This is a genomic window from Candidatus Phytoplasma stylosanthis (assembly GCF_032886435.1).
Classification (GTDB): Bacteria; Bacillota_I; Bacilli_A; order Acholeplasmatales; family Acholeplasmataceae; genus Phytoplasma; species Phytoplasma stylosanthis.
Genome location: NZ_JAUZJP010000006.1, coordinates 1 through 26,335, shown reverse-complemented (window position 1 = coordinate 26,335; position 26,335 = coordinate 1). Strand labels below are relative to the sequence as shown.

The following is a 26,335-nucleotide window of genomic DNA, read 5'->3' as shown; positions in this document are numbered from 1 at the left end:
ATAAAAATCTTTGAGTAATTTTAAAATAAGCGCTATCGGTTAATATTTTTTTGAAACGGTTTGGTGGCCGTAAAATCTTGATTGATAAAAATTTTGAATAACTTGGAGATTATTTTATATTGACTAATTTTTTTTTTATTATAAATAGAATAGGAATAACAATTAATAAAACTAACAATAAGAAAACATTATTTATTAAAACACCAAGCCATCCTTGAGAGAAATTATTATAAAAATTTAAATCAAAAAAATCATTAATTATTGAGCTGATATTACAGTATAAAAAAGGATTCATAAAATTATAAGGATATTTATAAAAACGTTGATTTTTGATCGAACCTAAAATTAAGGAATAAAAAAGATAAAACAAAGGATGGATTAAAGCTAAATAATGTTTAAGGCAAGGGGCCAAAAGAGGATTAACATAACAATTACTAAAATAAAAAATAGTAAATAATATCGGAATATAAGTATGTTCGCATAAACTCACTGTTAAAAATTCATATTTAAAATTTTCATAATCTACAAAAGGATCGGCGATTAAATTCCAAACGACGCCGGTTAATAATATATCAATTAAAACACAAAAAGCCCATAAAGAATAATTTTTATGATTTCGAAATTTAGAATTTAAAGTCCCAATACAAAATAAAAGAACTAAAAAATTACTTTGAAAAGTGAAATTATAAAAAGTATTATAAAAAGCGCCACTTATCAAAGTTAGTAAGTTTTGCTCTGAGTTATAATTACGAAAAGAATAATTATTTAATTTAATGAAATAAGTGGCACTTGAAAATATAATTAATATAATTAAAAAAACAAAAGCTTTACTAGATAATTTTTTTTTTGAATCATCAAACATAGATAAATCTTCCTTTTTTACAATTTAATATTTAATTGATTATCCTTATCATTATTTATATAAAGAATATTAAATATACATTTCTTTAATAAGTTAATATTTATATTACTAATAATTTTATAAAAAATTTCAAGAATTTAAATAAAAAATATTGAAATTTAAATATATCACTATTATATAATTTTATAAATTAAATATTTTAAAAAAAATTTATTTATTGAAAATCATAATATATTTTTTACGATTTATTTATCATTGTGAGTTTTGATATTATTTAAGTTTTCTTTGGTCATCTTTTTTTTGTTGACGTAATAGTTTGGTTAAATTGCTGCGGTTAATATCCTTATATCATAAGCGTAAATTTTCTTTGTTAATTCATTGGTCAATGATTTTTTGTTTTCGTTAATTACTTCTTTAAACATAATAATATAAAACAGTGATTTTTATGCAAAAATAAAGTAACTTTGTCCATGTCTTGATTATATTTCTAACAATCACTAATAGTTTTAATTAAAAATTATTATTTTTTATTTTTATCATTTTTTAATATTGAAAACTTCTATAATCAAAATATCACTGTATTAATATTTTTCGTATATATGTATTTGATAATTTATGAAAATTGTTTAAGCAAATAATAAAAAAATAAATTTTAGAATGTCTATTCAAATAGATTTATAATTAGAAAAATTTAAATTTAGATAACTATGTTTAATTATATTAAATATTGTTTAATATAGATAATATTTAAGAAACTTATTACGTAATAAAATAAAGTGAAACTTATTTAAATTAATTAAATGGTTTTAAAATAAGTTATTTTTAATTATATTTAGAATAAAAAAATCAAAAAAATAACTTTTTATATAAAAAAATATATAATTTTTTTAAAAAAAGTTGTTATTTATAAAAATATTAAATATTATGTAAAAACCATGTTTTTTATTATAAAGTTTACTTCCTATAATATTAATTATGTAAACCAATTAAATACAAAAAATAATTATTTTTAATTTTTCTAAGATAAATTAACTTATTAATTAACTATTTTTAATGTCTTTTGATTATTAAAAGTAAATAATATTTAATATAACTAAATATAAGATATTAAGATAAATAATTTTCAAAATAAAAAAGATATTAAATCTAAATAATGTAAAAAAAATGAATAAAAACAAAAAACATATTGATATCAATAAAATTTTTTGAAAAAAATACAAAATTAGTTTATTTTTTTCTTTGTTATAATTTAATTAATTATATACATATAAATTTATCCTGATTTAAAATTTGAAAAAATTAAAAAAGAGCAAAGTTTTAATGTTAAATTTATTTCGCTTTAAAATAATTAAAATATTTTTTTTGGAATAATTCTAAATATCTCTGCTTTTCCTTTATTGGCTTGCGCAAAAATTCTAATATCTAAACAAATAACAATATTGATAAAGGAATGATCGAAAAAATTACTTTGGATGATATAATTAATAAAATGAGCAGTTTTAATCAACAATTATTGCAAACGAATTAATCGAAAATATAATAAAAGAGATTCAACAAACAATTTACGATTTTATTATTATTCATTTAAAATAAAATTTGTCAATCGAAAAAATAAGAGATGACGAAAATTTGCTCCTGAATGATTGGCGAATTTTAAGAACAATTTTACTTGGAGTTTTAAAGCTTTAAGTTACGCAAAAGAAAAAGTTTCTGATTAAAGTTAAAAAGTAATTTATGCTATGGATTTACAATATGGAGGATATTTAGCTCAACAAATATCTCAAATAATAATTAATGAAATACAAGAAAAATAAAAAATAAAATTTTTATTAAATAATAAATTAACCGAGAAAATATTAATTTCTCGGTTAATTTTATTTAATATGCGGACAATATAATATAAAGAATCATATCTATTATGAATAAAAATTGCCAATTTGAAATTGCCATTATTTTGATTAAATATTTTTTAATATTTTTTGACATTACAGTTAATGATGAAAATAAATAAATAATCAATGGACCTCCCAGAATTAAAGTAGACCAATAATGTTTTATAAACGGAATTATAATACTGGTTTCATTTAATAATTTTAAAATAATTTTTCCTAAAAAATATAGAAAAAATAGATCAAGAATAATTTTTAACCATCTTTTAGAATGGTTGTAAAAATATAGAAATTTATCCGAAAATTGAGTAGAATTAATTAAAATTATATCATTAAATGAAACAAAATTATTAGTCTTAAAAAGATATTTATAATAAAATTTTTTTAAAATTTCATCAAAAGAATATTTAAAATTAGAATTATTAAGATTAGGTTTACGCAAAGAATAATTACGGATAACTTTTTTTATTAAAGGAGAATAAGATCGATCTTGAAGATTATTATTATTTGATAATTTGTGATTTGTTAAATTTAAATTAATACCAAAAATATCTTTTTCATAAAAATTTTTATTTTTTTGTAATAAAAGTAAATAATCATATTCAAAATCATTTGATCTGAATAGAGAACGAAAAAAACCATTTTCTAATAATTTAATTATTAAATCTACATGTTGACCAGATTTTAGCATAATTATATTTTGATGATATTCGAAATCTTTATTTAAAGAACTCAAGATATTTTCATCACCAAATATAATAATTTTACCTTTAGAGGATAATGAATTTAACATCATTGGATAAATATTTTTTTGAAAAATTTCTCTTCTTTTTTTGTTATGTAAAAATTCTTGGTAATGATTTTCATAATATTTGGATAATGTATTACCATCACAAATAATTAAATCTAATGTTGGAAAACAAAATTTTTTATTTTCGACATCAACACAAAGTAATTCTTGATTTTTTAATAATAAATTCATACGAGCTAAACTAAAACCTATAGGACGATAACGGGTAAATAAATTATTATTATAATCTGAGATAATACAACCACCATATATATTACCTTTAAAATTTTGATTATGATGTATTTCTAATGCGGTAACAATTTTATTTAATATTAATCCCAAATCATTATCACAAGTCATATCATAAATATTGGCATTTATTAATAATTCTGATCTAACTAATTCAGGTATTAAATGATTAAAAAAATCTAAATTTAGAATCTTTTTATTAGTACTATTTTTTTGTTTTTGATTTTCTTCGATAATATATTGAAATAATTGGTTTAAATTATTAATCGGTATTTGATTAATCATCAACATTATATTCGAAATAAAATTAGGGTCTAATAAAACCAAATTATTTTTATATAAATTTATTTCTCTAAATAAATATTGATATTTAGTGTTATTAGAAATATCAATATTATAAAAAGCTTCATGTAAGTTATCAATTAATTCTGCTTCGGTTAATTTTTTATTTATTAATTGGTTAACCAAAGAAGACCAAAATAAATTTACAGGTAAAATAAAATGATTACTAATATTCGTATCCTGAGAATTTTCATATAAATGTTTTTGTTCATATTGATATGACAAATATTTAAAAGTAATTAAGCTGCAAATAGATTCTTGAATATAATGAAATGTTCGCGAATGTTTAGCATATTTTTGTAACAAATGAATTAATTGTTTTTCAGGAACAATACTATCATTTAATAACATTAATTTTAAAATTCCATTTCCGCTATCTTTATTTAGAAATAGCTATCTTTTTTTATCATCTAAAAAGGAATTTTCGTTAATATATGTTGTTCTTAAAAATAAATAATAAATTTTTATTATAACTTTAATGTATATTATACTAAAGACAAAAATAAAAATCCATCAAATTGAAAAATATGGATTCATAATTTATAAAATTAATTTAATATGAAATTAATTTCACTAGATGAATCATAAACTTCATTATCTAATGAATCATAAGTTTCACTATCACTATCTGATGAATCATAAGTTTCACTATCTGATGAATCATAATTTTCTTTTTTTGGTGAATCATTATTTTCTTTATCTGATGATTCCAATAATAATTCTTTTGATTTATCATTATCCTTCGTTTTATCAACTTCAGTATTAAGCATTTGTGAATCTTTTATTTCTGTATTACTATTGGTTTCGTAATTTAGTTGATCTTGGATTTGTGTTTTTTCATTATAATTTTTAATAAATTGATTATTTTCGATTTTATTTAATTTATTATTTAAAGATTTAAATTCATTTTCTGTTTTTGTTATTGTTGTTTTAATTTGTATGTTTAAAAAAACATAAATTATAATTAACATTGTTGTGATAAATATTAAATAAATAAAATTAATCAAATATAATAATGTTTTATTATTTTTTGTTTTTTTCATTTTTATAACCTAACCTATAATAAAATAATTATTGATTTAATGAATTTTTAATATTTTTAATATTAATGATTATTTACTCATTATTTTAAGACGATAAATTATTATATATATAATAATTTTTATAAAAAATTAACCTTAAAATATTTGTTTTAATTTAAAATAATTTGTTTTTTGAAAAAAAATATTCAAATATTATTTATATATTTATTAACGAAAAGTAAATTTTATTTCTTTTTTATTAGTATTATGATCTTTATTTAAAAAATATTTTTGATAAAAATAAAGAAAAAATATCACATTTAATGATAAATATAACTAGATAATAATTTTTAGTTGGAATTAATTAGTTAATATGAATTTTTAGTATTTCAATAAAATGTTAAAATTTAATTTTATATATTTAGAAAAAACCCGGAATAAATATTAAAAATAAATATTTTAATAATAAAAAATTTTTACAATTTGAAAAAAATTGAACAAATTTTTATCAAAAAAAATATGAAAAAATAGTTAATAATTTCAAAATCCAGTAATTTTTATAATTCTATTCTTAAGTTAATGCAATAAATAATAATTAATTTTAAAATATAAAAGATAGAATAAATTTTATAACGCGAAATTTAATATAAATCGTTAAAATTATCAAAAAATAAATTAATTAATAATAAATTTAATTGATAATATTTTACTAATTAATAAAGAAGCTAACCAAAATCCATTTATAATAAATTTTATTAAATATAATTATTTCTTGGAATAAATAAATTTTTTATATCAATCAATTCCAATTTTTTATTTATTTTTATAAATTAATTACTACACTTTTTGGCAATTATTTTATGGTATTATCAATATTTTTAATTATATTAATTTTATTTTATAAAAAAGAAGCTAAAAACATTGTGATTAAAATCAAAATATATTGTTTTAAATTTAAAAATTAAAAAAATTGACAAATTTTTTTATTATTAATTATATTTTGTTGCCTAATCATAAAAAATTGAATTAAAAAATTTTTTTATATTACTTATGTAAAAAAATTTTAATTTAATTATTAATTTTTATTTATCATCCTTCATTAACAAAAAAACCTTATTAATTTTTTATTAGTTAATATTTTATTGTTTTGTTCGATGGCATTTTCATAATATAAAAATAATAATACCAATAAAAAGCTAAATAAAAAAATATTAAATTAAAATACTATTTTTTTATTTGGCCATTTTATGTTAAAAACTCTTTTTAATTTTATTTTTGTATTTAAAAAAATATTAAATATTTTTATATGTTGAACAAAAATTTATTTTTATTTATGAAATTATATAAATCGTTAATATTTATAATTGTCCATATTTTAAAAATATAATTTTAGTAATAAACACAAAATTATAAACATATAAAATTTTTGCATTTAATATTAATTAATATTAATTTAAGAATTATTTAATTTTCAATTAATTTAATATTCATTATTAAAAATAAATTATCTTCTTATATATTTTTATTTTTAATAAATCAATTTTACCAAAATAAATTTTAAAAAGCAAAATTTAATTTAAATATTTTAAACATTTTATGTTATAATTACTAATAAATTTTTATTTTAATTCTAATTAGAATAGTTAAAAAATTCGAAAAAAATTTGAATATGGCGAAAATAAAAAAAATATTTTTATTCCTTATTATTATTGTAGTATTATGGTATATTTTAATGTTTAAAAATAATTTTTTAATACACAATAACTTAAAAAATAAATTAGATAAACAAAAAATACAAATACAAAAAAATTCTGAAATCAATGTTAGCGATCAAAAATATACAATAAAAGAAAATTCGCAAACTTTTAAAGATAAAAATTTATTAGATTTTATAGAAAAAATTTATTTGCAACTTCAGAATAAAATTCATACAATCGATGATGAATTAAAAAAATGTCAAACAAAGAATTATAATTTTAATGAACAATTTGTGCATAATTATAAAAAATTAGAAGAAATTAACCAAAAAATAAGTCAAATAACAAATTCATTAAATAAAAAACAACAAACGTTAATTCAAAATAAAATTTCTACTTTTAAAGTAGATTCTTTAACGCCACTGCAACAACAAATTCACCATCTTAAAAAAAAACAATCACAATTAGCAGAAGAAATAAAAAATATTAAAATTCAAATAAAAACAATAAAAACAGATAAAATTGACTTAGAACAAGCTAAATCTATTTATCATTCGGTACTATACGAATTAAGCCAATACAATAATAATATAACTATAACTATCGAAAATTAATAGTTTTAACTAACAAATATATTTATTTTAAATATTAATTCGGATTATTTTTAATCGTAAATTACTAATTTTATTTTTAAAAATTTACTTTTATATTTTAATATTGAATATTATTTTTTACTAATTAAATTTAATTATTTATATTCTAGTTAAATTAAAGAGATGATGTAAAATAGTATTAAAATTAAAAAACAAATCCAAATTATTTTTATAACATAAAAATAGTTCTGGATTATTTTATGTATTTTAAATTAAATTTGTTAATTAAATTTGTTATATTTTGATTAAAAATTAATTATTATAATTTTAATTTATTTTTTAAAGTCTTCAATATATAATTAATTTTATTAATTTTTTTAAACAATAATTTTCGTATTTAACTAAAATATAACCCAATAATTAGATAACTATTAAATAAGAATTGGATTAATTAGCAGGTTTTATTAGCTATTTACGATATAAGCAATTAATAATAATCCTAAAAGTAAAAAAATATTATATAAACTTAATAATTTTTAATTTTATTATCTTATGAAATTTATGATCAAAATCAGTTTATTATCGAATTAAATAAAACGAAAATCTAGAAAATTGTAACAAAAGAAATAAATTTAAATTTAAAAAAAATTAAACCTAAATTTAAAGAACAATATCATTTTATATAAATGAAAACATTATTTTTTATAAAAAAAGGATATATCCTATTTTCATGGATTCATGCGATTTTTTGAAAAAAAATCGACAAAATTAAAAAAACATTATAAAATGATTGTTAATCTTTAAAATAATAAACAAAAGGTTATATTCAGAAATTTAAATAAAAATGTGCTATTAAAATACAAAAAATACAAAAAATGCAATCAATTTTTTTAAATTTCAAATTTTAAAAAGTATAGTAGTCAAATAAATTGATTAAAATAGTGAATAGATATGGTTAAATTAGGATAATTTCCCAATAGTAATACAACCTTAATTAATCTAATAAATATTAATTATTAAAAAATTAAATATTTAATATTAAATTTTATATTAATAAATTATTAAAAAATTTATCCAAATATAATAAGACATTTTTATATGACTATATCAACAAATTAACAAAAAATATTAATTATATGTCAATAAAGCATTAAAGTGACATCCTATCAAAGCTAAAATTATATTAATAATAAAATTTTAATTTTGAACAATAGCTTTTAATTATAAATAATGAAAAAATACCATGTTTAAAACAATTAAAATATTAAATTATAAGTTTCATTTTTATTAATAAAATTTAAATAAATTTAATGTTTTGTAATTAAAAAATATATAAATTAAACTTTCAATTAAAATGTATTAATTATTAATTGAAAATAATTTATATATTTTTTGTATATTAAAATTAATTAAATTAAAATAAATCAAAATTTTTTTATTAACTAAAAAATTAATAAACTTTGATCAATAAATTAAATATATTTAACCCGGGGATTAATATCTTGAAAATTAATAAAAATTTTTTTAAAAGGAAACAAATATGAAATTTATTAAATTATCAAAAAAAAAATTAATATTTGTAATTATTATTTCAATAATATTATTATTGATAATTTTAACTAATATTTATTTATTAAAATCAAAAAATCAATCTTATCAAAAATCTCATTTATCTTCTGATCAATTAAAACAACTTAATTTATCTAAAAATTTATTTTCATCTGAATTAAAAATTAATAATTATGACAATTCTGGAAATGTTAAATCTTATATTTTTTCAAAAGATTATAAGAGTATAAATGAATTTTTAGATAATATTACTGAACAAGATAAACAAGAAATTCAATCTATTAAAAAATTATTTTTAATATATATATCAGAATTAAATTATATTAATAATTCAATAGAAGATTATCAGAATGAAATTATAAAACTTAAAAATAAATTAGATTTTATCCCTATCACAATAAATTCATTAGAACAAAAAATTGAAAAATTACAAGAAAATCGAAAAGAAATTAACAATAATATAAATATTAAAAAAATACAACAACAAAATAAAAAAAGCGAATTACAAACACAAGGTATAACTGTTTATAATAATCAAGAAATTAATAATATAGAAAAACAAATCGCACAATTAATAGCACAAAAAGAATCAACCTTAAAACAAATAAGTTCCATTAGATTAGAAAAACAAAATTTACAAAATCTTGAAATAATAGTGCATAAAAAAATAAAATTATACCAGGATCAACATATAAAATTAAATTCCTTATTAAATCAAAAATTTCAACTTTATATGCAAAATTTTTTTATATTTAAAGATTTATATATAAATTCAAAATCTAATCAAAATTAAAAATAAAAACATATTAAATTTAATATATAAAGGATAGTTATTTTTAATTTAATTATTTTTTAATTCTGAAACAAATACGAAATATATATTTTTTTGTTATGTCTTAAAAATTAATAAAAAAAATAAAATCATCAAATTATTATATTGTTATTTGAATTTTATATTTGATTTTTGATGTTAAATAATTTATTAATAATTAATTATTCAGATTAACTTTAAAAGTTAATCTTTATTATTTTTTTATAAGAAATAAAAAATTTAATATGTATAAAGTTATCAAGTTACTTTGATAGTTATCAAAGCAAATTTTTAATTTTATTTTTATATCATTTATTAATCTAATTAAAAAATTTTAATTTAGTAATTGATAAATAATTTAGCATAAATTTATAAATATAGAGTATCGAATATAACTTAGTTAAATTCAAAAAGTTTATAAAGGGAGAATGTCAAAAAGTCGATTATAAAACGCTTTAAAATTAAAAAATATTAAATATTTAATAAAATGAATAATTATAAAATAATACTAAAATATTAAAAAAATAATTATTTTCATAATAAAAAATAAGATAAAAAAACATTTAAATGAAAAATATTACCAAATCAATAAATATAATAAGCGACGAAATGTTTTAAAAAATATCAAAATTATCATGAAAATTAAATAAGATTTTTAATAGTTATGTTATATTAATTTATTTAAAATATTTAATTATATTATATAATATTAATATATTTATTTGTAATTATCTACTACAAAAATCATTAGCAATATTAAAAAGGGATATTGAATTAACAAATTAAAAATAATTATAATAAATACCCAAATACATCCTTCTCTAAAGTTAACTATCTCTATATAAAATATTTAGTTAAAATTTAAATAACAAGGGGTATAAATTTTTTATGTTGCAATTAAAAATCAAATTAACTTTATTTTATTCAACTTTATTTATTGTTGGTTTTGGATTTTTATGTATTTCTAATAATAACCAAGTTATAGCAATGAATAATAATTTATACCAAAATAATTATGTTATTCAGGATGTTAATATCCATGAATTTAATGAATTAGAAAATTTATTATTACAATATAATGCTATAAACCAACAAATTAATAATATTTTGAATAATTTCCAAGATATAGATGTTAATCATTTATTAAAAGAAATTACTGAAATACATAACAAAATAACAAATATTCAAAGAAAAAAAATACATTTTCAAGAATTAATATTAAGAGTTTTGGATAATAAAATGACAATAATCGAATTAGAAAGAAAACATTCATCATTAATACAAAAAATGATGGAATCTATAGATATTATGGACTTTTATGCTAATCAAACGCAAATTAATAAATCACGAAATATTCAAATCAAAATCGATCAAAATCGACAACAAATGATGCTTATTAAAAATCAAATGTACAATTATCAAAATCAAATAAATAATATATAAAGAAATTGCTAATTTAAAATAATATTAATTTATATATACTATAAATAATTTGCAATAAATATTATTATTAACATAAAAATCCCTCCTCTGATGCAAAAAAAGAAAGGGGGTATTTTTATTTTTTATTATTAATTTTTTTAAAAATTAAAATATCAAAATATTATAAAAAATAATAAATAAAATATTATTAATTTTTTTAAAAAATATTTTAAAATGTAAAATAAATATAGAAAAATTTTTTTATTTTTGTGATTATATTATCACCAACAATTACCAAAAATTAAATTTAATATACCTTTATTTATAACAAAAATAACACCTATATTAAATTATGTTAATAATAAAAAATTGCCTTTTTATTGTTTTTCAGTTATTATAAGGTTAATTATTAAATTCAACAAAATTACTAAATATTTTTTATTTTAAAATAAATTAAATTGGCATCTGTATATGGTGCCTTTTTTAGTAAAAAACTATTTAAATAAATAAATAGGATGGATAATTTAAAATTATTTAATTTTTTAAAAAATATTTAAATATGGTTATTAAACGAAATATGTCTTTAAAAATAACAAAAAATAAAATTAATGTTCTTTTATTAACTAAAATTAATAATTTGCCTCGAAAACCTGGTTGTTACTTATTTAAAAATTGTTATAATAATATTATTTATATCGGAAAAGCCAAGAATTTATTTTCAAGAATTAAAAGTTATTTTTATTTAAAGAATCATAATTCAAAAACTAGTAATTTAATTCAAGAAATATGCGATGTAGAATATATTATTACTCATAACGAAGTAGAAGCTTTTATATTAGAAGCTAATTTAATTAAAAAACATATACCGAAATACAATTTTAAACTGTTAGATGATAAAAATTATGCTTATATTGAAATTACTAACGAAAAACACCCCCGTTTAAAAATTTCTTATTATAAAAAAGTTCCTGAAAAAACTAGAGTATTTGGTCCTTATCCATATAATAATAGCATGAAAGAAACAGTGCGTTTATTGCATAAAATTTATCCTTTAAGACGTTGTCAACCGATTTCTAAAAAACCTTGTCATTATTATCAAATTAATGAATGTTTAGGTCCTTGTTGTCCTAATAATAAATATATTGATTATTCTTTGAATATTAGAGGAATTAATGATTTTTTACAAGGAAAAAATAAAAATATTTTTAACAAAATTAAAAATGAAATTAAACAAGCTATTAAAACATTAAATTTTGAAAAAGCACAAGAATATCAAAAAATTTTAGAACATTTAAAAAATATTACTATTAAACAATTTATTGAATTAAAACCTAATCTAAGCTGCGATATTATTGGTTTTTGTTTTAATAAAAACGAAATTTCTTTGTATATTTTCAAAATGTATCAAGGAAAAATTCAAGAACATTATCAGATAGTATCGGAATATATCGATGATCCCATTGATAATATGATTACTTATTTACATTTATATTATCAAAACAATTTATTACCTAAAAAAATTATTTTAAATCCGGATTTAATTACAAAAAAACCCGAAATAAAAAAAATAATTAATACTAAGTTTTCAGTAAAATTTAACACAGAAGAAAAACAAATAAAAGAATTAGCTCAAAAAAACGCAGAAGAAAATTTAAATAAATATAATTTATTATATAGCGCTAAATTAGAAGCTACAACAATAGCTTTAAGTGAATTATCAAAATTGTATCAAAAAAATATTAATTATATTGAAGTTTTTGATATTTCGCATTCTTTTGGTAAATATTTTGTGAGTGGCATTATTGTGTTTAAAAATTATCAATTACAAAAAAAATCTTATTGTGCTTTCCGTATTAAACAAACTTATCCAAATGAATATAATTCTTTAGCAGAAGCTATTGAACGCCGATATCAAAAATTAATTAATCTTAATTTACCCCTTCCGGATTTAATTTTAGTTGATGGCGGCATAGGGCAATTTAATATTAGTCAAAAAATTTTAAAAAATTTCATAAAGGAATTTAATTTAGGTGCTTTAAAAAAAAATAATAAACATCAATTGGAAAGTTTAATTTTATCTAATAAAGAGATTTTATTAAATAAAAAAAGTTTTTTATTTCGTTTTTTATTTTTTTTAAGTGAAGAGGTTCATAATTTTACTATCAATTTTCACAGAAAAATCAATAATCAAGAAAATATTGGCAATCTTATTTAATTTAAAATTAAAAAAATATTTAAATTTTACATATTATAAAGGATATTTATGGATAATCAAAATTTTAGTTATTTACAGGATAAAATTATAATTAAAGGTGCTCGAGAAAATAATTTAAAAAATATCGATGTTGAAATTCCCAAATTTAAGTTAGTAGTTTTTACTGGTATTTCAGGTTCTGGAAAAACTTCTTTAGTTCAAAATATTTTATATCAAGAAGGTAAAAGAATTTATTTAGAATCTTTAAATTTTTATGATCGTAAATTTTTTCAATTTGCAAAAAAACCTAATATTAATTTTATTTCAGGTTTAGCTCCAGTAATTAATATTGAAAAAAAAAAAATTGTTAATAATTCTAAAGATACTGTTGGCACTATTACAGAAATTTATCATTATTTACAATTAATTTATGCGCATATAGGTGTTTATTACGATATACAAAATCATCAACCTTATCAAAAATATAATATAGAACAAATAATGAATAAATTATTAAATTTTTTTAACAACCAAAAAATTATAATTTTATCTCCATTACATGATAATCAAAAAAAGATATTTCATTCAATCATTTTAAAGTTAATAAAAGAAGGTTTTAATCGTTTTTTAATTAATAACAATTTTTTTACCTTTAATAACATTAAAGAAATTGATTATTTAGAAATAAATGAAATAAATAATATTTTTATAATTATTGATCATTTAACTATAAACAATCAAATAAAAACACGTTTAATTTCTTCTTTAGAATTAGCTATAAAATTTAATAAACAGAAAATATTAATTATGTTACCAAATCAACAAATAATATCTTTTGATTTAGATTATAATGATGGCAAAAACTCTTTAACTCAATTAGAAAATAAAATGAATTTATTTTCTTTTTATAAAAAAAGAGGAATTTGTAATCATTGTAAAGGTTTAGGCAGTATAATGATTTTTGATGAAAAATTAATTTTAGATCAAAATAAATCTATTTTGGATGGAGCTATATTGCCTTTTGAACAACAAAATAATCCGACAGAAAATATTCAAGACAAATTAAAAGGTTTTTTAGATACATATAAAATTGACGTTAATTTGCCTTTAAACCGAATGAATAAATTTATCATTAATATTTTATTATATGGTCCTGATAAATTACCTAATGAAAGTTTAAAATTTCCTATAGGAATTATTCCTATTCTAGAATATTATCAAACAAATTTTGCTAATTATGATAATATTCAAAATTGGTTAAACCAATTTAAATCTTTAACTGTATGTCCTGATTGTTCTGGAGCTAGATTAAATAAATATGCTTTATCTTATCAAATTAATAACAAAAATATTTATGAATTAACCAATTTAACTGTCAATGAATTATTAAATTTTCTAGAAAATATAACATTAAATTCGATAGCCAAAATCAATACCCAAGATGCCTTGACAGCTATTAAGAAACGTTTAAATTTATTAAAAAAATTAGGTTTAGAATATTTAAATTTAAATCGAAATATTAGTTCTTTATCCGGGGGCGAAATACAAAGAATTAAATTAATTAATCAGCTTGCTTCTAGATTAACAGGAGTTATTTATATCATTGATGAACCATCTGTCGGTCTACATCCATATAATAATATTCAACTAATCAAGATTTTACGTCAATTAGTAAATCTAGGTAATACTGTATTAATTATAGAACATGATCAAGAAATTATATTATCTGCAGATTATATTATTGATTTAGGCCCTGAAGCCGGTAATAAAGGTGGCAATATTGTAAGTCATGGAAAAATAAATAATATTTTAGAAGATAAAAATAGTTTAACAGGTAAATATTTAAAAAAAATTTATTCTTTTGAAAACATAATAAAACCAAAAATATCTTCTACAAACGTCATTAAAATAAGAAATGCTTGTGTTAATAATTTAAAAAATATTAATATTGATATACCTTTAAATATATTCGTTGTGATTACTGGTTTTTCTGGATCAGGAAAATCAACTTTACTTAATGAAGTTATATATAAAGGTTTAAAAAAAATTAAAAATTCTACAAATATTACACCTGGTTTTAATCAAGTTATTTTTTCAGAAAATCAAAATAATTTCAAAGATATTATTCATATAGAATCGCCAAATTTTAATAAAATTATTAAATATCATTTAATTAATTATTTAGGAATTTCAGAAATTGTTAGTAACTTATTTTCTCAATCTCCTGAAGCAAGAGCTAAAGGTTATAACAAACGCCGTTTTATTTTAAATTCTGTTTCTGCTTTTTGTCATGCTTGTCAGGGAGAAGGTGTTAAAAAAATCTTTATGGGTTTTTTACCTAATATTATAATTACCTGTGATCAATGTCAAGGTAAAAGATTTAATTCTGAAACCTTAACTATTAGATATAAAAATCAAACTATTGCTAATATTTATGACATGAATATATCCGAAGCATATATTTTTTTTCATAATCATAAAAAAATTAAAATTGTTTTAGAATTGTTAATTAGCGTAGGATTAAATTATTTAAAATTAGGTAATAAATTAGATAATTTATCAGATGGCGAAAAACAAAGATTGATTTTAATTAAAAAAATATATAAAAATTATTTTTCGAAAAATATTTATATATTGGATGAACCGACAAAAGGATTACATTTTTTTGAAATTGAAAAATTAATGTCTTTAATACGTACATTAATTAATCAACAAAATACAGTAATTATGATTGAGCATAATATAAATATTATTAAAAATGCTGATTATATAATCGACTTAGGACCTCAAGGAGGAAAAAATGGTGGTCATATTATAGCTAAAGGCGATATAGAAGAAATTATCAATAATCCGGATAGTTATACTGGTCAATATTTAAAAAAAATAAGGGATAAATCTCATAATGAAATTTAAATTAAAAAGTTTATATAAACCGAGTGGTGATCAACCTCAAGCTATTAAACAATTATTAAATAATTTTTATAAAGGGGAAAAGGAGCAAATAATTTTAGGTGCTACAGGTACTGGAAAAACTTTCACCATTGCTAATATTATTAATCAACTCAATAAAAAAACTTTAATAATTGCTCATAATAAAACTTTAGCGGGACAAATTTTTAATGAATTAAAAGAAATGTTTCCTGAAAATAAAGTGGAATATTTTATTTCTTATTATGATTATTACCAACCAGAATCTTATGTTGTATCTCGTGATGTTTATATCGAAAAAGAAAAAATTATTAATGAAGAAATAGTAGAATTACGTCATAATACTATTAACGCTTTAATTGATAATAATGATGTTATTGTAGTATCATCTGTATCTTGTATTTTTGGAATTGGAGATATAGAAGATTATAAAAATTCTATTTTATATTTACATCAAAATCAAAACTATCCTATGGATGCGTTATTTAAAAAATTAATAGAATTACAATATTGTAGAAATGATTTACAATTAAAAAATGGTAATTTTCGTGTTCATGGTAACATTTTGGATCTTATAAATTCTAATTTAAAAAAAGAAGCAATTCGTTTAATTTTCGAAGATAATAAAATTCAAAATATTCAAATTTTAAATATGATAGATGGCACTATTGTTAAAGAATTAACTAAAGTGATCATTTTTCCTGCTTCTATTTATGCAACTAATCCTAAAAAATTAAAAGAAAGCATTAAAAGAATTAAAATAGAATTAACTAAACGGATTAAATACTTTAAATCCCAAAATCAAATTTTAGAAGCTCAAAAAATTGAAACAAAAACTAAATATGATCTAGAAATGTTAACAGAGTTAGGTTATTGTAAGGGTATTGAAAATTATTCAAGACATATATCTTTAAAAAAAAAAGGGGAACCTCCAACTACTTTAATTGATTATTTTGGTTCAGATTTTTTAATTATTATTGATGAATCTCATATTACTATTCCGCAAATTAAAGGTATGTTTTTTGGAGATTACTCGCGGAAACAAAAATTAATTCAATATGGGTTTCGTCTACCTAGCGCTTTAGATAATAGACCATTAAAATTTAAAGAATTTGAACAAAAAATAGATAAAATCATTTATTTATCAGCAACACCAGGAAAGTATGAATTAAACAAAAATATTCCTATAGTAGAGCAAATAATTAGGCCAACTTTTATTTTAGAGCCTCAAATTGAAATTAGATCAACTCAAAATCAAATGCATGATTTATTTGAAGAAATAAAAAAACGCCAAATCAAAAATGAAAAAGTTTTAGTAACTACTATCAGCATTAATTTTAGTGAAGATTTAAGTTTTTATTTAAAAAAAATGGGTATCAAAGTGACTTTTTTACATAGTAAAATTCCAGCTTTACAACGTTTACAAATTTTACAAAAATTACGTATGGGAATTTATGATTGTTTAATTGGAGTTAACTTATTAAGGGAAGGTTTAGATTTACCGGAAGTTTCTTTAATGATTATTTTAGACGCTGACAAAGCTGGATTTTTACGAAATGAAAGTAGTTTGATTCAAATAATTGGTAGAGCTGCTCGCAATATTCAAGGCCAAGTAATTATGTATGCAGATAACATTACAGATGCTATGAAAATAGCTATTGCCGAAACCAATAGACGACGAATTATTCAGCAAGAATATAATCAAAAATATCATGTTAATCCTCAAATTATTAATAAAAAGATAAATATTAATAATTTTAGTCAAAATCATCAAAAAGATTTTATGAAGGAAATCAATCTTGATCCTAAAAATGTTACTAAAAAAGAATTAATTAAATTAAAAAAATTAATGAAAGAAGCGGTTAAAAAATTAGATTTTGATAAAGCCATTTTTTATAGAGATTTAATCATTTCAATTAATAAAAATAATTCCATTTTATAATGATTTTAACATTATAAATTTTATAATTTATTTATTCTAATTCATAAAAAGAATATAATTTTTTTTGTAATTTGTCTTTTTGTTTAGCTAATGTTTCATTAGAATGTTTAACAAAATTGAATTTAATATTTTCGAAGTTTTGAAAACGTTCTTGGTTAAATTGATATTGTTTTTTTAAATTATTAATTATTAATAACGATCTGTTTTTATCGATATCATTCGATTTTTTTGATAATTTATCTTCTAATGTTTCAATTTTTGATTTTATTAACTTTTCTTTGTTCATTAAATTATTAATTTTAAAATCTAAATTATCAATATAATTTTTATCTCTTTTAATTTTAACTTTTAAAAAAAAACTCCATTGATTTTTTATTTTGTTAATTATTTTTTCTTCTTCGTCAGTATTGTTTGCCATTGATAATGTTTTATCACAATTTTGTTCAAAAATATATTTTTGTATTGTTTCGAAATCTTTTAAATTAATTTTAAATTTATAAAAATCTGAAGAAATTTTTTCTTTTTTTTCAGTATTATTTGATGTTTCGGCAATATCATTTTTTAAAATTTGCGATAAATATAAATTAATATAATCGCTTTTTTTTATCATAAAAAAATATTTTATTAAAAAAATAAAAATAATAATAAACAATAAAATGCATAAATTAAAAGTTGAAAAATTTTTTTTAAAACTCATTATCATCTATTTCTTTTTCCAAATTGATATAAATTAAAAATTAATTAAATAAAAATAATTTTAAAGTTATTATATTAATAATTTTTTTTAAATATAAATATATTAAATTTTTTAAAAAAATTATTTTTATTTTTTCATATTAAAATGATAGCCTCCCGCAAATAATAAATAAAAAATTTTTCCTAATATTTAGGCTTTAATAATATTTTAAAAAAATATTAAAATTATTTTTTCTGATAATAATAAAAATTAATTTTCAGTTGTCATTAATTTATCTTTGTTATTTATTGATAAATATTTATTTGCAAAAGCGGGAGGTACATTTTAAAATGTTTTGTATCTATTATCACATTTAATGCAAATATAATGATAACTTAATTAAAATTAATATTTAATCTAATTATAAATTAATATTTAATTATTTTTTAGAAATATACAATACATATTATTAGCGCCATTACCCATATGTTTTAATTCTTGCAAATTATATGTATCATCTTGGCCATGTCTAATTCCGCCATCAAAAAAAACACCTAATAAATTTGGGTCTGGATCTTTAATTTTCCAAATCATGCTGAAATCTTGTAAATCTTCATTATAACGAGCGCTTTGTAAACTCCAATCGAAATATTTATTAAATACGGCATGTTGTTTTAAAATATCAATATTGCCAATAGATACATGAACAATTCTAGTTTGGCCAATAAATTCCTCTCTTGGCGGCATAGCTACAACTACATTTTGGTAGTTATACATATTTAGAACTATAAATAAAAAAGTTAAATACCATAAACTTCGCATATTTTTTTAAATAATACCCCTTTTTTTGTTTTCAATCAGAAACTAAATCTAACTAATTTACAATTTATATTCTATATTACTTTAAAAATTTTTCAATAAAAAAATAAAAATTATTTTTTAACAAGCCGATTTAAAATTAATTAATTTTTAATATAAAAATAGATAACATTTAAATATATAAAATTTTTCATTTACAATAATATTTTATTATTTTACCGAAAAATCATCAATTATAAATTATACATATTGAAAGTAATTTTTTTGACATTATTAAGTAATCACTTTTTTATATTTTAATTTATAATTTATGAATAATAATAAGATCTTTTTATTATTATATATCCAAAATTATAATATTTAAATTAATTAAGCATAGATTCTCAAAATAAATATAATTATGATAAAAAACAATAAACGGTAATTAAATAATAATTTATTGATTAATTGTATATAAAGTAATTAAAATGAAAGCAAAAAAAGTGCATTAAACCATTTATAAAATGGGTAGGAGGTAAAAGTCAATTATTATCTTTTTTAAATGTTATTATAAATTTTGAATATAATACATATTTTAAACCTTTTCTAGGGGTAGGTAGTGTTTTACCACAAAAAGCTAATTTGTCTGATATTAACCTTAATAATTGCTTGGCAAACATTAAAAAATAATTCTTTTGATGTGCTTGAGTTACTAAAAAAACATGTCGAAAAATTAAATCACGAAAAAAAGAATTTTATTATAATTCGTGTAGTCAAAATCCAGCTTTATTAGATGATGTGCAAAAAAAATATTCTTTTTATTTTTCTTAATAAAAATTGTTTTAATGGTTTATATCCTGTTAATTTCGAAAATAAATTTAACACTCCTGTTTAATGGCAAAGACAAAATTACTTTATCTAATATTATCAATGAAAATAATTTAAACAAGATAATTACTTTTTTAAAAGATCATAAAAATAAAATTTCTTTTTTTCACAATGATTATAAAAAAATTATTGCACAAGCTCAAAAAAATGATTTTATTTTTTGCAACCTCCCTTATGATTATGACACCAAAACTTTTAATAGTTATAGCATTGAAATATTTGATAAAGATCATCAAAAAGAATTATGCGAAAATTTAAAAGCGGCTCATGTCAGAGGAGTTAAATGGATATTAACTAATCACGATACTACTCTAATTAATTTTTTTATATCAATCTTTTTATTTGATTAAAATTCCTGTTGATCGGTTTATTAATTATCAAAGCATTAATCGTAAAAATCAAACTTATGAAATGATTATTACTAATTTTAATTTAAATCAAAAAACAGCATCAAAAAATAAAAAATTTATTATTTTTAAAAGATTTAAAAAACGAAATTATTTATTAAATGATTTTTTTTACAGATTTAAAAATATATAAGTAGAAATCAAAAAAATATAAACCAAGATATAATTTCAAAATTTATATTAAATTATTTTTTGATTTTTTTGTTTAAAAAATGTTAGTTTTCATTTAATAGTTCATTATTTTGCAATATTTGACATTCTTTTTTATATTTTGGTAGGATGGTGATGTCTACAGTGATAAATTCATAATTAACCAAAAATAAAATAAAGAGGTATTAAATGCGGAATTTTGTAGGATTAATTATTTTAGACGGATTAGGTTTATCAATGCAACAAAAATGTAATGCTGTTGCGCAAGCTAAAACTCCTTATTTAGATTATTTATTTTCTAATTTTCCTTCTAATATGTTGCAAGCTTCAGGTGAAGCAGTTGGATTACCTGCTCAACAAATGGGTAATAGTGAAGTAGGGCATTTAAATTTAGGAGCTGGTAGAGTAGTTCATCAATCTTTAACTTATATTAATAGAAAAATTAAAGATGGTAGTTTTTTCAAAAATAAATGTTTTTTAAAAGTAATTCAACACGTTAAAACGAATAAAAGTAAATTACATTTATTGGGTTTGGTGTCTGATGGAGGAGTCCATTCGCATTTAGATCATTTTAAAGCTTTATCGATGGGCGCCAAAGAAGCCTAAATATCGTGTGATTTAACCAATCACCAGTGCGATAAACACTGAAAGGCTAAGAACGGTTCTTTAAAGGAAACAATAAAGAATTACAGCAGTTCTTAAAAGCGGGTTGCGACGAAGTAGTTAGTCAAAAAGATTCCGCCACCTAATAATCCCATGGATAAGCCTGAAATGGCCTAAGAAGCTAAGAAGATGTAATAAGCTAACCTATCTCGCAAACTACTATAAGTGAGCAGTTCAGAGTCTATCAATATTATATCGATATATTGGATAGTTTATCAGTTAAAAACCTGGAATCTCACCATTAGTAAATGGTCACTTCCCCTAACGGATTAAGGTCGATATTTAGAGTAACTTGGAGAATCCTAAAGGCTAGTTATTAAATTAACTAATAATGAAATAAAAGTCATTAGGCCCAAGGATAAAGCGACTTTTTAGTAGTCGGAGGAGTAAAACTTAATTTGGAATAATTAAGTTAATCGCCCTCCCAAGATGAAGGTTAACGACCTTTATAGGGCGAAAGAAGTCAGTAATTTATTGTGCAATATCATAAAGTGCTACAGGACGATTATAATCAACAACTAACCAGTGGTGACATTAAGTTAGTCTTCGCGAGAAGATAAATTATGGCAAGCCGGATGCTTGGAAACTTGCTTGTCCGGTTTAGAGGGGGGCTGTTTGTAATAGATATCAAAAATACCAATTTTGATATTGAAACGCAAATATTCTATCCATATATTAATAAAACAACATAATTTAAATAAAAATACTTTTTTACATGCTTTTACTGATGGAAGAGATACATCTCCCAAATCAGGTTTAAGTTATATAAAACTTTTAATAAAATTAGGTTTTAAAATTGGTTCTATATCTGGAAGATATTATTCTATGGATCGGGGCGCCAAAGAGGCCTAAATATCGTGTGATTTAACCAATCACCAGTGCGATAAACACTGAAAGGCTAAGAACGGTTCCTTAAAGGAAACAATAAGGAATTACAGCAGTTTTTAAAAGCGGGTTGCGATGAAGTAGTTAGTCAAGAAGATACCGCCACCGAATGATCCTATGGAAAAGCCTGAAAAGGCCTAAGAAGCTAAGAAGATGTAATAAGCTAACCTGTCGTAAACTACTATAAACGAGCAGTCCAGAGGCTATCAATATACTTGATCCGTATTGGATAGTTTATCAATTAAAAACCTGGAATCTCACCGTTTCCATAACGGTTACTTCCCCTAAGGAATCAAGGTCGATATTTAGAGTAACTTGGAGAATCCTAAAGGTTAGTTATTAAATTAACTAATAATGAAATAAAAGTCATTAGGCTCAAGGATAAAGCGACTTTTTAGTAGTCGGAGGAGTAAAACTTAATTTGGAATAATTAAGTTAATCGCCCTCCCAAGATGAAGGTTAACGGCCTTTATAGGGCAAAAGAAGTCAGTAATTTATTGCAACTAATGAAGTGTGATGGACACCAAATTAGTGCTTAAAAGAAGATAAATTATGGCAAGCCGGATGCTTGGAAACTTGCTTGTCCGGTTTAGATGGGGGCTGTTTGTAATAGATATCAAAAATACCAATTTTGATATTGAAACGCAAATATTCTATCTATATAGATAATAATTGGGAACGTTTAAATAAGGTTTATAATATGTTAATTTCAGGTGATACAACTATTTATGAACCTTTAGAGGGGATTCAAAGTGCCTACAATAAAGGTATTACTGATGAATTTATTCCTCCTTTTATTTGTGATACCCAAAGTTTAATTAATGATGATGATGGAATTATTTTTGTTAATTTTAGACCAGATCGAGCAGTAAGATTAGCTGTAGCTTTATCTAATCCTTTGCAAATTAATCATTTTCAAACACCAAATAAAACAATTTTCAAACCAAAAAAAATAATTAAAAATATTTTATTAGTTACAAATAGTTATTATTCTCATTTAGTAAAGGGATGTGTTGCTTTTGAGCAAAATGAATTAAAAAATATTTATAGCGAAGTTATTTCTCAACATGGGTTAACACAATTAAGAATTGCTGAAACAGAAAAATATCCTCATGTAACATTCTTTTTTGACGGGGGTAAAGAAAAAAATTTACCTAATATAAAAAAAATATTAATTCCTTCTCCTAAAGTAGATACTTATGATCAGAAACCTGAAATGAGTGCTTTTCAAGTTGCTGCAGAAGCTAAAAAAGCAATATTAACAGGTAATTTTGATACTATGATTTTAAATTTTGCTAATCCTGATATGGTAGGACATACAGGATCTTTAAACGCCACTATTAAAGCAATAGAAGTTGTAGATAAATGTTTAAATATAGTAACAGAAACTATTTCATCTGTAGGCGGAACAGCTGTTATTGTAGCAGATCATGGTAATGCAGAACAGATGTGTGATGAATATGGAAATCAACATACAGCTCACACTACAAATTTAGTACCTATTATTATAACCGATAGTTCTTTAACTTTGCGATCAGGAGCTTTATGTGATGTAGCCCCAACTTTATTGCAATTATTAAAATTAAATAAACCTCAGGAAATGACTGGAAAAAGTTTAATTTTATCAAAAAAATAAAATAAATCGATTAATTGATAAATTTTATTTATTTATTATTAAAAATTAAAATATTAAATAATATCTAAGGAGTTTATAAGGAAATGCCTTTTATTAAAAATATTATTGCTCGTGAAGGGGCGCCAAAGAGGCCTAAATATCGCGTTATCTAACCAATAACCAGTGCAGATAAACACTGAAAGGATAAGAATGGTTCGTTAAACGAAAGAATAGTGAATTACAGCAGTTCTTAAAAGCGGGTTGCGACGAAGAAGTAGTTAGTCAAAAAGATTCCGCCACCTAATAATCCTATGGATAAGCCTGAAATGGCCTAAGAAGTTAAGAAGATGTAATTTTATAACCTGTCTCAATAAGCTACTGTAATAACCGAGCAGTTCAGAATCTATCAATATAAACTTTACGTATTGGATAGTTTATCAGTTAAAAACCTGGAATCTCACCATTATCAAAATGGTCACTTCTCCTAACGGATTAAGGTCGATATTTAGAGTAACTTGGAGAATCCTAAAAGCTAGTTATTAAATTAACTAATAATGAAATAAAAGTCATTAGGCTCAAGGATAAAGCGACTTTTTAGTAGTCGGAGGAGTAAAACTTAATTTGGAATAATTAAGTTAATCGCCCTCCCAAGATGAAGGTTAACGGCCTTTATAGGGCGAAAGAAGTCAGTAATTTATTGTTTATTCAATGATTATCAATAAGGGAATTGGTGTTTATGTCAACAACTATTTTTAATCCAGAAACTAAACTTTGGCGAACATTGAATATCATTCAAGATTGTTCATTAAATGTTCAACCAGAACTTAAAACGCTGGATTAATAATATAACTCAACAACTACTATCAAACGTTCAATCATATCAAGGTCCATAAGGAATGTCGAATGGGAATATTGAGAGTTAAAAACTATAGACGGTATTGAGAATCCTAAAAATTAAATAATACCACCATAAATAAGTCAATAACCTTTATTTAATCAACAAATACATAACATCAATATAGAACAATAAGGATAAACAACTCATTAGTGGTGACACAAAGTTAGTCTGATAAAAAGGATAAATTATGGCAAGCCGGATGCTTGGAAACTTGCTTGTCCGGTTTAGAGGGGGGCTTTTTTGTAATAGATAATCGAAATATAAATCGGGTTATTGAAACGCAAATATTCTATCCTTATTTTTAGATTCAAGAGGAAATCCCACTGTCGAAGTAGAAGTATTTACAGTTTCTGGTGCATTCGGAAGAGCTTCAGTTCCTTCCGGAGCTTCTACAGGGGAACACGAAGCTCTTGAATTAAGAGATAATGATGTTCAAAGATTTTTAGGTAAAGGTGTATTAAAAGCAATTAAAAATATTCAAAATATTATTTCTTCAAAAATTATAGGTATGCCTGTAAATAATCAAGCGTTAATTGAGGGCGCCCAACGCACTGCACCCTGTTTACTACACAACGTTTTTTGAAGTAATTAATAATAAAGATACCAATTATTGGTTACTTTTATTTGTTTTTGGCTCTTTTCAAATGAATTAAATTTGTTGAATTTCTTTAATTTGGAACAATTTTTTACATTTGAAAAAGTTTAAAAAAAATAACCCCTCACTATATATTTAGATACAAAATTAAAAAAAACGGCGAACAAAATGAAAAAAAATTTTTTTTATTTTTTTTTGAGTTAAAATATGAACAAGTAAAAAAATAAAGAGGTTACAAAAAAATGGCGAATCGCAGAGAAATTGAATTACTCCAATATGCTTTAATTGATAACCTCCCGCTTTTAAAAAAAAATATTCTGTCCTTGGTTCAATTTTATCGAAAATATTTTACCGTTTGTAAAATTTTAAAATTATTAAAAATTGACCGTAATAATTATTATTATTGGCGAAAAGTACATGATAAAAATTATTTAAAAAAAATGGAAAAAA

General features: G+C 20.3%; 13 protein-coding genes and 4 pseudogenes. 12 read left to right on the top strand and 5 right to left on the bottom strand.

Features of this window, described 5'->3' with window-relative positions:
• Positions 1 to 109 precede the first annotated feature (109 nt).
• From Q8777_RS01485 to Q8777_RS01475, 3 genes are all read right to left on the bottom strand, one after another.
• Positions 110 to 862, bottom strand: coding sequence for a hypothetical protein (locus Q8777_RS01485; protein ID WP_213680338.1), 753 nt, complete (start codon positions 860 to 862; stop codon positions 110 to 112).
• Between the two features lie 1,878 nt (positions 863 to 2,740).
• The gene (locus tag Q8777_RS01480; RefSeq protein WP_304515894.1) at positions 2,741 to 4,483 is read right to left on the bottom strand and encodes a hypothetical protein; all 1,743 of its coding nucleotides are present in this window, start codon (positions 4,481 to 4,483) and stop codon (positions 2,741 to 2,743) included.
• Positions 4,484 to 4,680: 197 nt separating this feature from the next.
• Positions 4,681 to 5,175, bottom strand: a complete 495-nt coding sequence (locus Q8777_RS01475) for a hypothetical protein (RefSeq protein ID WP_318749358.1) — start codon at positions 5,173 to 5,175, stop codon at positions 4,681 to 4,683.
• Between the two features lie 1,648 nt (positions 5,176 to 6,823).
• Here Q8777_RS01475 and Q8777_RS01470 point away from each other — a divergent pair.
• From Q8777_RS01470 to uvrB, 6 genes are all read left to right on the top strand, one after another.
• Positions 6,824 to 7,465, top strand: a complete 642-nt coding sequence (locus Q8777_RS01470; RefSeq protein ID WP_255884565.1) for a hypothetical protein — start codon at positions 6,824 to 6,826, stop codon at positions 7,463 to 7,465.
• A gap of 1,519 nt (positions 7,466 to 8,984) precedes the next feature.
• Positions 8,985 to 9,806 (top strand): hypothetical protein, encoded by an 822-nt coding sequence (locus Q8777_RS01465; RefSeq protein ID WP_255884566.1) that lies wholly within the window; start codon positions 8,985 to 8,987, stop codon positions 9,804 to 9,806.
• A gap of 906 nt (positions 9,807 to 10,712) precedes the next feature.
• Positions 10,713 to 11,267: a hypothetical protein gene (locus Q8777_RS01460; RefSeq protein WP_255884567.1), complete on the top strand. Its 555-nt coding sequence runs from the start codon at positions 10,713 to 10,715 to the stop codon at positions 11,265 to 11,267.
• A gap of 538 nt (positions 11,268 to 11,805) precedes the next feature.
• A complete protein-coding gene (uvrC, locus tag Q8777_RS01455; protein WP_304516079.1) occupies positions 11,806 to 13,461 on the top strand; it encodes an excinuclease ABC subunit UvrC in 1,656 nt (551 codons plus the stop codon).
• 48 nt (positions 13,462 to 13,509) lie between these two features.
• The gene (uvrA, locus tag Q8777_RS01450; RefSeq protein WP_255884568.1) at positions 13,510 to 16,353 is read left to right on the top strand and encodes an excinuclease ABC subunit UvrA; all 2,844 of its coding nucleotides are present in this window, start codon (positions 13,510 to 13,512) and stop codon (positions 16,351 to 16,353) included.
• On the top strand, positions 16,343 to 18,310 hold the full coding sequence (gene uvrB, locus Q8777_RS01445) for an excinuclease ABC subunit UvrB (RefSeq protein ID WP_213680350.1): 1,968 nt from the start codon (positions 16,343 to 16,345) through the stop codon (positions 18,308 to 18,310). The genes uvrA and uvrB overlap by 11 nt, the downstream gene beginning before the upstream one ends.
• A gap of 31 nt (positions 18,311 to 18,341) precedes the next feature.
• Here uvrB and Q8777_RS01440 read toward each other — a convergent pair whose 3' ends face one another.
• Together Q8777_RS01440 and Q8777_RS01435 are read right to left on the bottom strand one after the other, a co-directional pair.
• Positions 18,342 to 18,920, bottom strand: a complete 579-nt coding sequence (locus tag Q8777_RS01440; protein WP_213680351.1) for a hypothetical protein — start codon at positions 18,918 to 18,920, stop codon at positions 18,342 to 18,344.
• Positions 18,921 to 19,421: 501 nt separating this feature from the next.
• A complete protein-coding gene (locus tag Q8777_RS01435) occupies positions 19,422 to 19,808 on the bottom strand; it encodes an effector protein (protein WP_193622189.1) in 387 nt (128 codons plus the stop codon).
• A gap of 821 nt (positions 19,809 to 20,629) precedes the next feature.
• Here Q8777_RS01435 and Q8777_RS01430 point away from each other — a divergent pair.
• The 6 genes and pseudogenes from Q8777_RS01430 to Q8777_RS01405 all read left to right on the top strand — a co-directional run.
• Positions 20,630 to 21,022: a hypothetical protein gene (locus tag Q8777_RS01430; protein WP_213680352.1), complete on the top strand. Its 393-nt coding sequence runs from the start codon at positions 20,630 to 20,632 to the stop codon at positions 21,020 to 21,022.
• A gap of 396 nt (positions 21,023 to 21,418) precedes the next feature.
• Positions 21,419 to 21,832: pseudogene (locus Q8777_RS01425) on the top strand (2,3-bisphosphoglycerate-independent phosphoglycerate mutase); the annotation flags it as partial.
• A gap of 735 nt (positions 21,833 to 22,567) precedes the next feature.
• Positions 22,568 to 22,726 (top strand): annotated as a pseudogene (locus tag Q8777_RS01420) (2,3-bisphosphoglycerate-independent phosphoglycerate mutase); the annotation flags it as partial.
• 694 nt (positions 22,727 to 23,420) lie between these two features.
• A pseudogene (gene gpmI, locus Q8777_RS01415) lies at positions 23,421 to 24,413 on the top strand (2,3-bisphosphoglycerate-independent phosphoglycerate mutase); the annotation flags it as partial.
• A 1,163-nt stretch (positions 24,414 to 25,576) separates the two neighbouring features.
• Positions 25,577 to 25,828, top strand: a pseudogene (eno, locus tag Q8777_RS01410) (phosphopyruvate hydratase); the annotation flags it as partial.
• 299 nt (positions 25,829 to 26,127) lie between these two features.
• On the top strand, positions 26,128 to 26,335 hold a 208-nt coding region (locus Q8777_RS01405), incomplete at its 3' end, for a hypothetical protein (protein WP_318749442.1).

What these genes read in the sequence shown, in the direction of transcription:
- Q8777_RS01485 (WP_213680338.1), bottom strand. Translation starts at nt 862, where the DNA reads ATGTTTGATGATTCAAAAAAAAAATTATCTAGTAAAGCTTTTGTTTTT.
- Q8777_RS01480 (WP_304515894.1), bottom strand. Translation starts at nt 4,483, where the DNA reads ATGTTATTAAATGATAGTATTGTTCCTGAAAAACAATTAATTCATTTG.
- Q8777_RS01475 (WP_318749358.1), bottom strand. Translation starts at nt 5,175, where the DNA reads ATGAAAAAAACAAAAAATAATAAAACATTATTATATTTGATTAATTTT.
- Q8777_RS01470 (WP_255884565.1), top strand. Translation starts at nt 6,824, where the DNA reads ATGGCGAAAATAAAAAAAATATTTTTATTCCTTATTATTATTGTAGTA.
- Q8777_RS01465 (WP_255884566.1), top strand. Translation starts at nt 8,985, where the DNA reads ATGAAATTTATTAAATTATCAAAAAAAAAATTAATATTTGTAATTATT.
- Q8777_RS01460 (WP_255884567.1), top strand. Translation starts at nt 10,713, where the DNA reads ATGTTGCAATTAAAAATCAAATTAACTTTATTTTATTCAACTTTATTT.
- uvrC (WP_304516079.1), top strand. Translation starts at nt 11,806, where the DNA reads ATGGTTATTAAACGAAATATGTCTTTAAAAATAACAAAAAATAAAATT.
- uvrA (WP_255884568.1), top strand. Translation starts at nt 13,510, where the DNA reads ATGGATAATCAAAATTTTAGTTATTTACAGGATAAAATTATAATTAAA.
- uvrB (WP_213680350.1), top strand. Translation starts at nt 16,343, where the DNA reads ATGAAATTTAAATTAAAAAGTTTATATAAACCGAGTGGTGATCAACCT.
- Q8777_RS01440 (WP_213680351.1), bottom strand. Translation starts at nt 18,920, where the DNA reads ATGATAAAAAAAAGCGATTATATTAATTTATATTTATCGCAAATTTTA.
- Q8777_RS01435 (WP_193622189.1), bottom strand. Translation starts at nt 19,808, where the DNA reads ATGCGAAGTTTATGGTATTTAACTTTTTTATTTATAGTTCTAAATATG.
- Q8777_RS01430 (WP_213680352.1), top strand. Translation starts at nt 20,630, where the DNA reads ATGGTTTATATCCTGTTAATTTCGAAAATAAATTTAACACTCCTGTTT.